Below are 13,844 nucleotides of genomic sequence, written 5' to 3'. Positions count from 1 at the left end.
ACATTATCAGGCCGTTGTTTTATCATCGCGAAAGCGAATCGATTAAAACTACGTGCAATAAAAACAACATGCAGTAACAGGAGTATATGAATGGCAACAGCGCAGTGGAACCAACTTCCCTGGGTCAAATCACAAAAGGATAAAATCCATTGGGGCCAGCTGGTCGGTAGCAGTATGTCCATTGCCATCAGTGAAGGCGTCAGACAACATGATGCATTGGTTGTGGTCGTCACCCCCGACACGCCAAGCGCGCTGCGACTTGAAACTGAGCTGGGTTACTTGCTGGACGAAGACAAAGTCCATGTTTTCCCCGACTGGGAAACCTTACCTTACGATCACTTTTCGCCGCACCAGGACATTATCTCACAGCGTCTTGCCAGCCTGAACTCTTTACGCCATCAACATCAGGGCGTCTTACTGCTGCCCGTGTCGACCTTAATGTTGCGCACCGCACCGCCAGAGTTTATTTACGGCAACGCCCTGCAATTCAAAGTAGGCGACTCGCTGGATGCACAAAAGCTGAAAGAAACATTGGCACAGGCCGGTTATCGCAATGTGCAACAGGTGATGGAGCATGGTGAATTTGCCGTGCGTGGTTCTATCATAGATTTGTTCCCCATGGGCAGTACTACGCCATTCAGGCTCGACTTTTTCGATGATGAGCTCGACAGCATTCGCCTGTTTGATATTGAAACTCAGCGCTCCAGCGAGCAGATCAAGTCAATCGACCTGTTACCGGCCCATGAATTCCCCACCAATGACGAAGACATAGAGCGTTTTCGGATTGCTTATCGTGAAACCTTTGGCGCGAGCAGCGAACAAGACTCCATTTACATGCAGGTTACCCGGGGCAACTGGCCGGCGGGTATCGAATATTATTTACCATTGTTTTATGAGCAGGTAGCCACGATTTTTGACTATTTGCCAGAACAAGCGGTGTTTATGCATCTGGGCGACATTGAGCAAGCCGCCTCGGAGTTCTGGCTGGATGTTAACAAACGCTATGAAAGCCGTCGGGTTGACCCATTACGCCCTCTGCTGGAGCCGGTGCGCCTGTATCAAAATGTCGAAACCCTGTTTGAAGGCTTTGCACGTTACCCCAGAATTCGCCTGAGTGAAGCAAGCTTAGGCACTAAGGCGGGCCATACTAACCTCGGTGCCAGTTTAGTGACCGATGTCCGGGTTGACCATAAACAGAGCGACCCATACAAGCCTCTGCTGGATTACATTACCACTCAAAAGAAGAACAAAGGCCGGGTGCTGTTCAGTGTTGAGTCGGATGGTCGTCGTGAATCCCTGATGACCTTGCTCAAGCCAAGTGGCCTGAAACTCAAAGAGTTCGACAGCTTTAGCGACTTTGTTGGTGCACGTAACGATGTGGGCCTGATAGTCAGTCCGCTGGAGCGTTCGGTGCTGCTTGATGGTACCAAACCTCTGAGCATACTGACGGAACAAGAGCTGCTGGGTATTAAGGTGTCGCAGCGCCGCCGTCGCAAGCATAAATACGATCAGGGTCAGGATGCACTTATTCGTAACCTGGCCGAACTTAAAGAAGGCCAGCCAATTGTGCACCTGGACCATGGTGTCGGCCGTTATCTTGGTCTGCAAACCATTGACGCAGCCGGTGTTGCCACTGAGTTTGTAACCATCATCTATGCCAACGATGCCAAGTTATATGTGCCGGTATCGGCGCTGCATATGTTGAGCCGTTACTCCGGTGGTGAAGAAGCTTCAGCCCCGCTGCATAAGCTCGGCTCTGATGTATGGGAAAAAGCCAAACGCCGTGCGGCCGAAAAGGTCCGTGACGTTGCCGCCGAGCTTTTGGACATTTACGCAAAGCGCCAGAGTAAGCCTGGACACTTATTCAAACTCGACGGCCAGGCGTATCGCGAATTCAGCGACACCTTCCCGTTTGAAGAAACCGACGACCAACGCAACGCCATTGATGCCGTACTAGGTGATATGCAAACCCCGCTGGCAATGGACCGGCTGGTGTGTGGTGACGTTGGCTTCGGTAAAACCGAGGTGGCAATGCGCGCCGCGTTTGTGGCCATTAACGACAACAAACAAGTGGCCGTGCTGGTGCCGACCACCTTGCTGGCCCAACAGCACTACGAAAACTTCCGTGACCGCTTTGCGTCTTTGCCTATCGAGGTAGGCGTATTATCTCGCTTTAACAGCACCAAAGAGCAAAAAGATACCCTGGATAAACTCGAAAATGGCCAACTCGATATTGTCATTGGTACGCACAAGCTGCTGCAGCAGAGCATCAAGTATAAAGACTTAGGGCTACTGATTGTCGACGAAGAGCACCGCTTCGGGGTCAGACAAAAAGAGAAAATCAAGCAACTGCGCGCGGATGTAGATATACTCACGCTCACCGCAACGCCGATTCCCAGAACCCTGAATATGGCCATGAGCGGCATGCGCGACCTGTCTATCATTGCCACGCCACCAGCAAAACGCCTGGCGGTTAAAACCTTTGTGCAGGAGCGCAATGATGAGGTTATTCGCGAAGCGATTCTGCGGGAAATTAAACGCGGTGGTCAGGTGTACTTCCTGCACAACAATGTAGAGACCATAGATAAAACCGCGGCTGACATTGCCGCATTGGTGCCCGAAGCCAGCATTGCCATCGCTCACGGCCAGATGCGTGAAAAAGAGCTTGAGCAGCTGATGAGCGACTTTTATCACCAAAAGCACAATGTGCTGGTGTGTACCACCATCATCGAAACCGGGATTGATATCCCGTCTGCCAATACCATCATCATGGACCGCGCAGACAAGCTGGGCCTGGCGCAGATGCACCAACTGCGCGGTCGGGTTGGCCGTAGCCACCATCAGGCTTATGCCTACCTGCTAACTCGTAACAGCCAAACGCTGACCAAAGATGCAGTGAAACGCCTGCAGGCCATTGAGTCACTTGAAGATCTCGGTGCCGGTTTTGCCCTGGCCACCCATGACTTAGAGATCCGCGGCGCCGGTGAATTACTGGGGGATGAGCAAAGTGGTCAGATCCAGACGGTGGGCTTTACCCTGTATATGGAAATGCTGGAACAGGCCGTTCAGGCACTCAAAGAAGGTAAAGAGCCGACGCTTGAAAACCTGTTACAACAGCAAAGCGATGTGGACCTGAAGATCCCCGCCCTGCTGCCTGATGACTATATCCATGACGTCAATATGCGCCTGAGCATGTACAAGCGCATTGCCAGCGCCAATAATGAAGAGGCACTGGACGAGCTAAAGGTTGAGCTGATCGACCGCTTTGGCCTGCTGCCGGATGCAGCGAAAAACCTCTTTAGTATCCAACTTTTGAAATCAAAAGCGGCTAAACTGGGGATCACCAAAGTAGAAGCCAACCAAAAAGGCGGCTACTTTGAATTCAGTGCCAGTACCACGGTTAACCCGACATTCATCATTGCTCTGATACAAAGCAACCCGGCTGTATACCGCATGGAAGGTGCCAGTAAGTTACGCTTTAATATCGAAGAGAAAAATGGTCAGGAACGCTTAAAACTGGTAAATGCAATGATAGACGACTTTCAGAAAAAGGCGGTGGCATGATAAGGACAGCCCTTTCACTGACGATACTGAGCACAGCGCTGCTGGCCTCTGCGCCAGCCAGTGCAAAACGCTGGTATGAGGTTGAGCTGATCGCCTTTGCCCAGCAAAAAAACGATCAGCTGAATGAAGACTTTACGATTGAAAACCCTGAGCTGGATTTAGACCGGACACTGGACTTACTGACAAAAGGCTATAACAGCGCAGGCCAACAGGCTTGTCTGAATGGTGACAGTCGTTTTGACCCTCGCCCGGTAACCAGTCGCTTTGTTCAGCAGGATGCCTCGTGGCACTGCGCCGACGGCATAGATTATATGGAAAAATATCAGCAGCTGCCGTTGACGCCCTATGCTGAGCCACAGGAGCATAAACAAAGCATCTACTTGCTAAGCGAAGAGCAACTTAAATTCGACAGCGTGCTCAATCAACTAAAAAGGAAAGGACTCGAACCTATTCTGCACACCGGCTGGCGCTTTCCCGACCAAAGTAAAAAACGCGCGCCGAACATACTCGTTTATGGCGGACAAAAGTTCGAGCAGCCTGCCAGCTATGTGGCTCGCTTAGATACGCCCGATGATGGCTTTATCAGCCTGCTGGGTGAGCCCAAAGAGCGTGCACTAAGAGAGCAAGACCCTGCGCTATGGCAACTACAGGGCTGGATGAAAATCCATATACGGCATTACTTATACGTCACCAGTAACTTTGACTATCATTATAAAAGTGATGAGGGTGACTTAGAAAGCGCCAGAATGTCTCAGTTTACCCGGGTATACAGCGGTGACATCCATTATTTAGATCATCCCAAAATGGGGATTATCTTCCAAATCAGAAAATACAGACACTGACGGAAACTACTATGAAAAAAATTTTAACTTTGACTCTGCTCCTCGGCCTGGCCGCCTGCTCTAAAGTAAGCATGGAAAACTACGATAAAATCGAAGTAGGCATGGACAAGACTGAACTTGAGCAGATCCTTGGCTCGGCAGATCAGTGTGAAGAAAAAACCCTGCATACCAACTGCACCTGGGGCAACGACAGCAAACACATTAAAGTAACGCTGGTATCGGATAAGGTTACCCTGTACAGCAAAAAAGGGCTGGAATAGGCACTACTCGTTAGTTAATACGCATTTGAGGTACCCGGCTGAATAGCCGGGTATTTTTTATGACTACACAGGCAATTGGCTCGTGTGCAGCTCAAAAACGCAAAGTTTCCCGCAACTGATTTGCTTAAATCCACACCCTAGCAATAAACGCTGACAACCTGCATTTTCCTCTGAAACCTTGCCAACAACCCGGGAAACCTCGCAATCAGGCACCAGTTGATACAGCGCATGCAAAGCTGCGCTGAGTGCCTCAGAGGCCAACCCTTGGCGCCAAAACCTAGGCGCAAGCTCAATGCCAATGTGAATGTGCTTTGTATTGACGTCGTAATCGTACAACCCCAGCGTACCTATGAATTCACCGTCGTATTCTATGGCAAAGCGTCCGCCTCGCCCTTCGTAGAATTCTTCAAGATCAGCCTGTAACATCGCCCTGACTTCTGGCTGGGTTAGCTTATCGCCATAATCATTGTACTGGCTTACTAAAGGGTCGTTTAACAGCGCCACCAGCGCCGGTACATCACGATAGTTCACCAGCCTTAACAGCAATCTGGGGGTTTTAATTTGCATCGGGTTACATCATCCAAAAGCTTTTAATAAAGCCCTCTCTTTTTCGCTAAATTAGTATAAACTATCGGGCCTTAAGTAACAGCCGCCAGGAGTCGTTGAGATGAGCGAAGAGTATATTGTCATTCCCCCCACCACCAAAGTATGGTGCCCGGAAAAAGGCGAAGGCTGGACACTGACCGGGATAACCGGTATTGAAGAAAACACCTCAGTGATGTTCAGTGGCGTCCGCTACACCATCCCGGCAAAGACCATTGTCGAAGAACTGCTGCCAAATTATCAGGCAAGAGAGAAAGAGCAAGGGTGAGCTCATCAGCTCACCCGCACAATATTAACTAAGAAAGATACGCCGCTACCATACCGAATATCTTCATTCTGTATAACTGCCAGAAGATAGAATTTTTACGCATTAATGTGCTAGGCATAAAATCGCACTTTGATTTTCCTGAAGAACCATATGCAAATGTAGCTAAACAGAAACACGACCGCGCTATAGGCCGCTGCAAGATAAGGCGTTAACAAGTAGCCAACCACATTTCTGCCGCCATCAGCGATAAACATTTTACTGGCTCTTGATTCCGCTTCAGTCCAGGTCGCTTTTTCACTTGGGCTGATAAACCTATCCCCATCTCTGTCTAGCTGTGCAACGACCAAATCCAGCTGATAATTTAGGTTATACAAAGGCACAACAATAACGAGGTACATCAGTACAACACTGAGCACATACTTAGTAAAAATCGGCAAAGGTTTTCGACTGAAGCCTTTAAAGAAGAGCATGACCATCGGCAATACTAAAAAAAACAGATAGCCAATCATTCTCAATAAAACAGCAGTTTCTACACTCATGCTAATCATAATAGATCTACAGCTAATGCCCTTATTAGTTAGCTATTTTCATCGACGATTTGAGACATACCGTCAGCCATAATTTCTTGCTCAAACTCATGCCTATCGCGCTCTTTGCAAGATAACTCTACCAGGTTCACAGTAGGGATTGCGAGCTTTACGATCATCTTTTGTATTTCCCTTGGCATATAAATGTGAGCGCTTAAAGCAAGATCGCAAATATTTCATTCCTTTTCACTCATTTCTTGGACTATTGCCCGTTCGTAGCGCTTTTATAATCTGGCCCGATAAAATCCCACTCAGCAACCGGTACTTTTACCAGCATTACCGACTCCTGGCCAAATCGACGGGCATATAAAGACGCCAGCACCTTGGCCTTTTCAACGCCCTGCTCGTCTACAATCACAGTCACCACTTTCGAGCGCTCTGGTTTACCTTTGTAGTAACCAACCGAATCAACAACATTAAAACCATCGAACGTCTTCACGATTTCATCGTTTTGAAACGCTTGCCATTGCTCCAGCGATACCCCACCGCCACCTGGCAATGACAGACCAAAGAACAGTCTGAGCCGATAGACTTCATCTGCATAGGCGGATGAAGCACTCAGCAACAAAGTGAGTAACACAAAACGACTTATCAGTTTTACAGTCATGTATTTTCCTTATTAAGGGCGCGAAATTTATTTTCACGATTTGAGCGCTTCTAGGCTAAATAAAAATTGTTCTTTGCTTTTGGCGATTTAGATTGATCTGTATATCAGGCTAGCGGCTGACTTAAGAGTATGATGACTATTTATTCTCTCACCCACCCACACTTAACACATAGCGGCTGCCTTGCGTAACTTTAGTCACGGCATGGGCTTCTATGTCGGGTCTGAACAGTTTAACCCTTGTCCAGTTAACAAGGGTATTTTGGCAGATAAACTCTCCACCTTGTTTGGCGTGTTTGAGGATAATATTGAGCCGATAATGTTTGCCAGAGTCGACCTGATCCACATGCTGTTTAATTTCACTGCCAACCGGGAAGTGGATCAGGTAGCAGTCGAATTTAATGGGCCAGATTGCACCGCATAACAGCATTTTATCGTACCCCGAGTCTTGCCTTCCCGCTTCCCAGCGCCATAACTTATTCAACATACCTGCACTCTCTAAACGCCTGCGCAGAGATCGTCTTGTTGAAACTGCGCCTTTAGTCGATTTTAAAATTGTCCATCGTGCGTTGCAGTGTATCACTGTTTAGTTTCATGTCATCAAAGAGTTTTTTCAGTGCCTGAGAGGTTTTAAGTTCTTCATTTGCCGCATCTAATACCGCGGTGGTATTACTGGAGATGTCTTGTGCAACCACAGACTGCTGCTGCGCCGCCGTGGCCACGGAGGTAGTCAGTTGCTCTACGTGATTACTGTGATCGCTCACCTGCATAGAAACCTGGCGAGTTTGTTCTACCTCACTCATAATACTACTCGCCAGGCCAGTGTTTTCCTTAATGGCATTGACCACATTGCGACTGATGTCATTCAGATTGCTGAGTAATGTAGAGATCTGCTCCGACGACCCCTTACTGTTGTTGGCAAGCCCTCTGACTTCATCGGCAACGACAGCAAAGCCCCGGCCATGTTCGCCCGCTCTGGCCGCTTCAATGGCTGCATTCAGGGCAAGCAAGTTGGTTTGATCAGCTACGCTGCGAATTGAGTCCAGTATGGTGTTAATCTCTTCAACCTGCTGCTCCATATTGAGTGCCATTTCGTTTACCTGCTCCATGTTTTGCGATAACACATTCATGGCATCCAGGTTGCGCTGATTGTCCTCCAGCAACTTTTTAGATTCGTCATTAAGCTGATCACTGGCTGTCAGCGTATCTGAGGCCGCTTTGGCGATGTCTTCGCTGGTTGCGGCCATTTGCTCTATCGCCGCGGCAATATTTGTTGCCAGGCTCTGGGTGCGCTGCGCATCTTCGGTGACATGACCGGCCGCTTTTTCCATCTTATTACCCAGCTTTGTGCCCACATTAATAGACTTAGAAAGCCCCACTAGCAGGTCCTTAAAAGCATACACAGTGCTATGGATAGACTCCGAAATTTTACCCAGCTCGTCACTGGTTTTTAATCTCACATCCAGCGTCAGGTCACCATTATTGGCCACTTTGGTCAAAATGCCTGTCAGCTCGTTCAGCTCGTCCCGCAATGAAGTAAATAAATGGATATTAATGACTGTGATAAATAGCATAGAGATCAAAAATAACACGAATAGCCAGATCATTTGCTCGATAAGATCGGCCTGATACGCTTCACTGATAATACGTGTGTGCTCCCATTGTTTATCGAGCAAGGCTTTTACATCCTGAATTTGCCCGGTTGCCTGAGCAAACCACTGGCTGCTGTCTGGCAGTTGCGAAAAATCAATATTATCGGCAGTAGAGACCGTCGTAATAACCCGGTCCAGAGTTTGTGCGCGATTGTCTGACATGATCTGCTTGTAGGTGTTCAGTGTGTCATCATTAAGGGCGGTTTCTAGCTGCTCTTTAAGTAACGTCAGTTGCAGCTGATAATAGGCAAGGTCGCGCTTTGTGGCTTCATCGACAGATTGCCTGGCCAGCGCGCCATTTACCTTACCCCGCAACTGCCCTTTGCGCTCTTTACTCTGCGCCATGAGCAAAGCAATAGACAAATTAGATGCCAACTCCCGGTTAGTCACGTAGGCCTGCATCCGCATTGCCGTACTCAATGTAAGCTGATTGACATGACTGTAGTAATTGAAGGCATTCTTACCCAGTTGCTGATCCACCTCACGGCGTAGTGCATCTTTTTCTCGCAGTAAGCTGAATAAGTTTGGCAACCATTGTTGCACCATTTTATCTTCTTTAAATGCTCCGCGATATAAGTCTTCCAGTGCAGCAACCGAGGCATCGGCTTTTATTCTCTGTGCGGCAACGGCCTGGCGGGTTTGTCCATTCGGGTTACCCAAAAAGCCCGCCGTTAAGCCCCGCTCCACAGCATGATGATGTGCCACTTTTTCCATCGCATCCAACAAGCCTATGTAGGCAATGTCTTTTTTGGTGGCCTCAATATCCTGCCAGTACTGAAAAACCACTTTGCTAAGCAGAATAAGAATGAAAATAAGTAAAGCGGTAGAGCAGATAATGGATAGTTGTATGATAGAAAAGCGCTTTAGCAGATTCATGATTTCTCCGGTGATCACTTAATGACGCCAATCTGATACACCATGACTGGCTATCCTTATTGATACTAAAGATAGTCAAAAATCTGCAAAATCAACAATAACTGCGCTGCGACCTTAGTTGGGTGATCTCAGCGTGCCGGGCAACTCCCAGTGGCTGCCCGGCACGCTTATCAAACAGTCAGCTAAATTGTTTTTCGCCAAAATGTGGATTGCGCACATTAATGGTCAACTTAGCGATCTGGGTCAGCTGCTGATACCGGAGGGTGCCATCAACATTTAATTGAATACACTCATTCTTTTGCTCATCGCGGCATAAGTCCACGGCAACGCCCGTGAGCTCCTCGCCATTTTGCAGACTCAGTGTAATCGGGTAGTGAAACATGCAGACAATTTCAAAGTAATCGTAATCACTGCAACTGATCATACGCTGATTCTCCTGTTCCAAGTGTGCCCATGACGATCTGGTTCACAGAGTGCTGTCTGAACAAGTTTGACGCCGTAATGACATCTTCAACTGACGCGTCTGGCGATATGTACAACCAAACACTTTCCGTAGGGTTCTCGATGCGCAACTTATCTACTAGCTTACCGAGCTCGCGGATCTCATTCAGAGGGTAACTGACCTTCTCATACATAAAGTATAGATGGCCACTCGCCAGCAATTTTACTTTAATCGCTCTGTCGTGGGCACAACCATAGTCGCAATGGTTGATTGGTTTTCCTTTGACAACAGAAAGCGCCTGAGTTAACGACTGTCGCGGAGTAACGAACAGCAATAGCAGGAATGCCAAACTCAGGCTTGCATAGCTCAGTACAGACAATACTGAGTTATCGCTACGGTGCTGACGACGCACTCGGGTCATGCTTTGGCGCTGTGCTGAAGACCCAGTAAATCAAGCAATGCACTGTGGATCTGCAGTTTGGGTGTGCCTTCGCTGTATGGTGCGACAGCAAGCAAGGGGGCTTTTAACCGTTGTTTTAAGGTCTCCAGATTGGCATCGTATTCCTGCATCTCGGGGTCTACCTGATTGGCCACCCAACCAACACAGTTTAGCCCTGCAGCGGCTATTGCCTGCTCGGTCAAAAACGCATGGTTCAGACAGCCAAGCTTCATACCCACCACCAGGATCACGGGCAATTCTTCTTGCTTTATCCAGTCATACAAAAACTGAGTGTCGTTGATCGGCAATGCCCAGCCACCGGCGCCTTCCACCAGCGTATATTCAGCACCTAAGCTGCCTAGCTCCTGATACTTTTCACTTAAGGCTTCACAGCTAATAGTCACACCTGCACGCTGGGCAGCGATATGTGGTGCAATGGGCGGTTCAAAGCAAAACGGATTGATCTGCTCGTATTTACCGTGCACTGACGCCGCTTCCATCAGGCTTAGTGCATCTTCATTAACCAGCTGGCCAAAGGCTTCTTCGGCACCTGCCGCCAATGGTTTAAAGCCCACTGCTTTTTTTCCCCGCTGGGCCAATAGTTTTAGCAGCAAAGAAGAGACATGGGTCTTGCCCACTTCGGTGTCTGTGCCGGTGATAAAAAATGCACTCATAATTTAGTCAGCTCCATAAACGCAACCTGATAACTTAACTGGGCACGGCCATTGGTAAGTGGATATCCTGCCAGTAATTTACGATATTGTGTCTTGCCCAGCAAGCCTCGGCGCTGGCCTTCATGTTGCAACTGGTTAGCACCGATGGCTTTCACAGATTTAAAAGCTGCCTGCGCAGTTGCAAAGGTTTCTTTAAGGCACATAAACTGGGCATCATCGAGCGCGAACCCGGCCTCTTCAGCATAGGCTAGCAAACTATCGAAGGGTGTAAAACGATTAACATGACAGTGTGCATCTACATTCTGCCAGGCCTGCTGTATTTCGCGCAGTGAACCGTCGGCAACTACACTCAGATAGGCTTTACCGCCGGGTTTTAATATTCGATTCAGCGCCTTAAACAAAGCCGGATGATCCTGACTCCATTGCATAGCAAAGTTGCTAAAAATGGCATCTACACAGTTATCTGCCAGCGGCAAGTTGTCCATATCCGCGCAGACTTTAAATGCCCCTTGTGGCCCCTGCTCCAACATACCAGCACTGAGGTCCAGCGCCACCAGCTGGGCGCAGCGCGCACTTAGCGCGTCATAGTGTTGCATAGGACCGGCGCCCAGGTCTAACAAGGTTGTACTGGGTTGGGTAATTTTCCTGAGCAGGATCTCCGCGGCTTGTTGCTGGACATTGGCATGCTGTACATAAACCTGAGACGCGCGAGAAAAACGTGAAGCGACCTGCGCTTTAACAGACGCTCTCATATCGCCTCCTTAAGTGCATTAAGTAACGCATCTATATCTTGTGTTGTATGCGCTGCAGTCAGCGTCACTCGCAGCCGGGCTGCGTTTTGTGGCACCGTGGGTGGACGAATAGCAGTAAGCCAAATGCCCCGCTCCTTGAGCTGCTGTTGCGCCGCCAGAGCATTGTCTGCTGAGCCCAGTACAATAGGCTGAATGGCGGTGTCTGAGGGCATCACTGCAATGCCTAATTGCGCAGCGGATTGCGAAAAATAGGCAATGTTGTTTTTTAATGCCGCTCTTTGTGACACTGCACCGCGTAACTGAGCAAACTGGCTGAGGGCGATGTCGGTCAGCATGGGCGACATGGCGGTGGAGTAAATGTATTCGCGGCTAAACTGGAGCAGATACTGCTGAACCCGTTCACTGCATAACACTGCGGCCCCCTGACAGGCCATGGCTTTGCCAAAGGTGATCACCAAAAGCTCTGGTTTTACGCCACGTTCAACACTGCCCAGCCCGTTGTCGCCCACCACGCCGAGCGCGTGGGCGTCATCGACCATCAGCCAGGCGTTATGGGTTTTTGCAAGCTGCGCAATATCAGCTAAAGGCGCACAGTCCCCGTCCATCGAGAACACGCCTTCCGTCACAATCAGTTTATGTTTTGCTTTGGATTTTTCGAGCCGGGCACGCAAATGCCCCACATCGTTGTGGTTGAATCGGGTCAGCTTGGCCTGACTATGCAACGCACCATCGAGCAGGCTTGCGTGGTTGAGTTTATCCTGAAACAGCTCTGACTCGCGCCCAACCGCCGGGTCGTTAAATAGTGCCTGAAGTACACTGGTATTAGCTGCAAAGCCACTTGCAAAAAGTAATGCGCTTTCGTAACCAAAAGCTTCGCACAACTGTGATTCAAACGCCGCATGTACTGACTGAAACCCGGTCACCAGCGCTGAGCTGCGACTACCTGGTTGGCCTGTCAGGTTCAGTGTTTGGTCGGCCAGTGCCAGATAATCGTTACTGGCAAAGTTGAGGTAACGCTTACCACCCACTTCAATTTCACGGGCAGAGACCCTGTCAATGCACTGACGATGGCGCAGCAAAGAGGCAGCAGCTCTGCTACTCAGAGCCGCATCGATGAACTCAAAGGCCATTTAGTTGGCTTCGTAGAACAGTTCAGAAGTGGCTTTGTCTGCAATGGCAGAATTCAGAGACGCTTCATAGGCTTCGTCTGAGTAATCCTGACGCTTCTCCGGCTGCATACCGAGTTTTCTTAGCAGGTTCATGTCTGCGTCGGCTTCCGGGTTTTCTGTGGTTAATAGCTTGTCACCGTAGAAAATCGAGTTTGCACCGGCAAAGAAGCACATCGACTGCATCTGCTCGTTCATCGCAGTACGGCCCGCTGATAAACGCACATAACTGTAAGGCATCATAATACGTGCAACGGCAATGGTGCGAATAAACTCAAAATGGTCCAGATCTTCTGCGTCTTCAAGTGGTGTGCCCGCTACTTTAACCAGCATGTTAATTGGCACACTTTCTGGTTGTTTTGGCAAGTTAGCCAGCTGCATCAGCAGACCATAACGGTCAGAAGCTTGCTCACCCATACCAACAATACCACCGGAACAGACTTTCATACCCGCGTCACGTACATGATCAAGTGTATCCAGACGATCCTGATAAGTCCGCGTGGTAATGATCTGCTCGTAGTACTCAGGCGATGTATCCAGATTGTGGTTGTAGTAATCCAAGCCTGCTTCTCTGAGCGCGTGTGCTTTATCATTATCAAGCTTACCCAGCGTCATACAGGTCTCCAGACCCAGCTCTCTGACTTCGCGCACCATTTTCTCGATATAAGGCATATCGCGATCTTTCGGATCAGACCAGGCAGCCCCCATACAAAAACGTGTTGCGCCCTTTTCTTTGGCCACCTTGGCCTGAGCTACCACTTTTTCTACTTCCATCAGACGTTCACGCTCCAGGTCAGTTTTATAATGACCCGACTGAGGGCAGTATTTACAGTCTTCCGGACACGCACCGGTTTTAATAGATAAGAGTGTAGAGATCTGTACTTCATTGGGATTAAAGTTTTTTCTGTGAATGCTCGCAGCATGAAACAACAGATCATTGAATGGCATTTCAAATAGTGCTTTAACTTCTTTATGCGTCCAATCGTGACGTACTGTGCCCAATTCCATAATTATTCTCTTCTTTTGACTGACATTTTTTGGTCAGTTGTTATGACGGTGATTGGCTTAGTCTACTTCTTGCTTTACCATTGTCAACACGGACCACTTAAGAAAGG

16 protein-coding genes are annotated in these 13,844 nt (G+C 48.8%); 4 read left to right on the top strand and 12 right to left on the bottom strand.

The window, feature by feature from the left end:
- Positions 1–90: 90 nt before the first annotated feature.
- Genes mfd through CWB99_RS02815 form a run of 3 tightly spaced genes read left to right on the top strand, consistent with a single transcriptional unit; the run spans position 91 to position 4,666 of the window.
- Positions 91–3,564, top strand: a complete 3,474-nt coding sequence (gene mfd, locus CWB99_RS02825; RefSeq protein WP_138552550.1) for a transcription-repair coupling factor — start codon at positions 91–93, stop codon at positions 3,562–3,564.
- Positions 3,561–4,406, top strand: a complete 846-nt coding sequence (locus tag CWB99_RS02820; protein ID WP_138552551.1) for a CsiV family protein — start codon at positions 3,561–3,563, stop codon at positions 4,404–4,406. The genes mfd and CWB99_RS02820 overlap by 4 nt, the downstream gene beginning before the upstream one ends.
- 11 nt (positions 4,407–4,417) lie before the next feature.
- Complete coding sequence (locus tag CWB99_RS02815; RefSeq protein ID WP_010384588.1) at positions 4,418–4,666, top strand: hypothetical protein; 249 nt, start codon at positions 4,418–4,420, stop codon at positions 4,664–4,666.
- 63 nt (positions 4,667–4,729) lie between these two features.
- On the opposite strand, the gene CWB99_RS02810 is transcribed toward CWB99_RS02815, so the two are convergent.
- A complete protein-coding gene (locus CWB99_RS02810; protein ID WP_138552552.1) occupies positions 4,730–5,233 on the bottom strand; it encodes a GNAT family N-acetyltransferase in 504 nt (167 codons plus the stop codon).
- Positions 5,234–5,333: 100 nt separating this feature from the next.
- Between CWB99_RS02810 and CWB99_RS02805 the strand changes: the two genes are divergently transcribed.
- Positions 5,334–5,537: a hypothetical protein gene (locus CWB99_RS02805; RefSeq protein ID WP_054015048.1), complete on the top strand. Its 204-nt coding sequence runs from the start codon at positions 5,334–5,336 to the stop codon at positions 5,535–5,537.
- Between the two features lie 110 nt (positions 5,538–5,647).
- Here CWB99_RS02805 and CWB99_RS02800 read toward each other — a convergent pair whose 3' ends face one another.
- The 11 genes from CWB99_RS02800 to bioB all read right to left on the bottom strand — a co-directional run bounded on the left by CWB99_RS02800 (position 5,648) and on the right by bioB (position 13,737).
- Positions 5,648–6,076 (bottom strand): hypothetical protein, encoded by a 429-nt coding sequence (locus tag CWB99_RS02800; RefSeq protein WP_138552553.1) that lies wholly within the window; start codon positions 6,074–6,076, stop codon positions 5,648–5,650.
- 38 nt (positions 6,077–6,114) lie between these two features.
- Positions 6,115–6,243 carry a hypothetical protein gene (locus tag CWB99_RS24755; RefSeq protein ID WP_283235372.1) on the bottom strand — a complete coding sequence of 43 codons (129 nt, stop codon included), beginning with the start codon at positions 6,241–6,243 and terminating at the stop codon, positions 6,115–6,117.
- Between the two features lie 83 nt (positions 6,244–6,326).
- Positions 6,327–6,731 carry a DUF3574 domain-containing protein gene (locus tag CWB99_RS02795; protein WP_138552554.1) on the bottom strand — a complete coding sequence of 135 codons (405 nt, stop codon included), beginning with the start codon at positions 6,729–6,731 and terminating at the stop codon, positions 6,327–6,329.
- A 148-nt stretch (positions 6,732–6,879) separates the two neighbouring features.
- Positions 6,880–7,215 carry a 2OG-Fe(II) oxygenase gene (locus CWB99_RS02790; RefSeq protein ID WP_138552555.1) on the bottom strand — a complete coding sequence of 112 codons (336 nt, stop codon included), beginning with the start codon at positions 7,213–7,215 and terminating at the stop codon, positions 6,880–6,882.
- Between the two features lie 52 nt (positions 7,216–7,267).
- Positions 7,268–9,256, bottom strand: a complete 1,989-nt coding sequence (locus CWB99_RS02785; protein ID WP_138552556.1) for a methyl-accepting chemotaxis protein — start codon at positions 9,254–9,256, stop codon at positions 7,268–7,270.
- A 178-nt stretch (positions 9,257–9,434) separates the two neighbouring features.
- Positions 9,435–9,680, bottom strand: a complete 246-nt coding sequence (locus tag CWB99_RS02780) for a Rho-binding antiterminator (RefSeq protein ID WP_138552557.1) — start codon at positions 9,678–9,680, stop codon at positions 9,435–9,437.
- Complete coding sequence (locus CWB99_RS02775) at positions 9,664–10,119, bottom strand: hypothetical protein (RefSeq protein ID WP_138552558.1); 456 nt, start codon at positions 10,117–10,119, stop codon at positions 9,664–9,666. Before CWB99_RS02775 ends, CWB99_RS02780 begins: the two co-directional genes overlap by 17 nt.
- Complete coding sequence (gene bioD, locus CWB99_RS02770) at positions 10,116–10,811, bottom strand: dethiobiotin synthase (RefSeq protein WP_171045241.1); 696 nt, start codon at positions 10,809–10,811, stop codon at positions 10,116–10,118. The genes CWB99_RS02775 and bioD overlap by 4 nt, the downstream gene beginning before the upstream one ends.
- Positions 10,808–11,563 carry a methyltransferase domain-containing protein gene (locus tag CWB99_RS02765; RefSeq protein ID WP_138552560.1) on the bottom strand — a complete coding sequence of 252 codons (756 nt, stop codon included), beginning with the start codon at positions 11,561–11,563 and terminating at the stop codon, positions 10,808–10,810. Before CWB99_RS02765 ends, bioD begins: the two co-directional genes overlap by 4 nt.
- Complete coding sequence (locus CWB99_RS02760; RefSeq protein ID WP_138552561.1) at positions 11,560–12,693, bottom strand: aminotransferase class I/II-fold pyridoxal phosphate-dependent enzyme; 1,134 nt, start codon at positions 12,691–12,693, stop codon at positions 11,560–11,562. The genes CWB99_RS02765 and CWB99_RS02760 overlap by 4 nt, the downstream gene beginning before the upstream one ends.
- Positions 12,694–13,737 carry a biotin synthase BioB gene (gene bioB / locus CWB99_RS02755; protein ID WP_138552562.1) on the bottom strand — a complete coding sequence of 348 codons (1,044 nt, stop codon included), beginning with the start codon at positions 13,735–13,737 and terminating at the stop codon, positions 12,694–12,696.
- Positions 13,738–13,844 lie beyond the last annotated feature (107 nt).

The organism is Pseudoalteromonas rubra (assembly GCF_005887095.1).
GTDB lineage: Bacteria > Pseudomonadota > Gammaproteobacteria > Enterobacterales > Alteromonadaceae > Pseudoalteromonas > Pseudoalteromonas rubra_E.
This window is presented reverse-complemented; position numbering and strand designations above follow the sequence as displayed.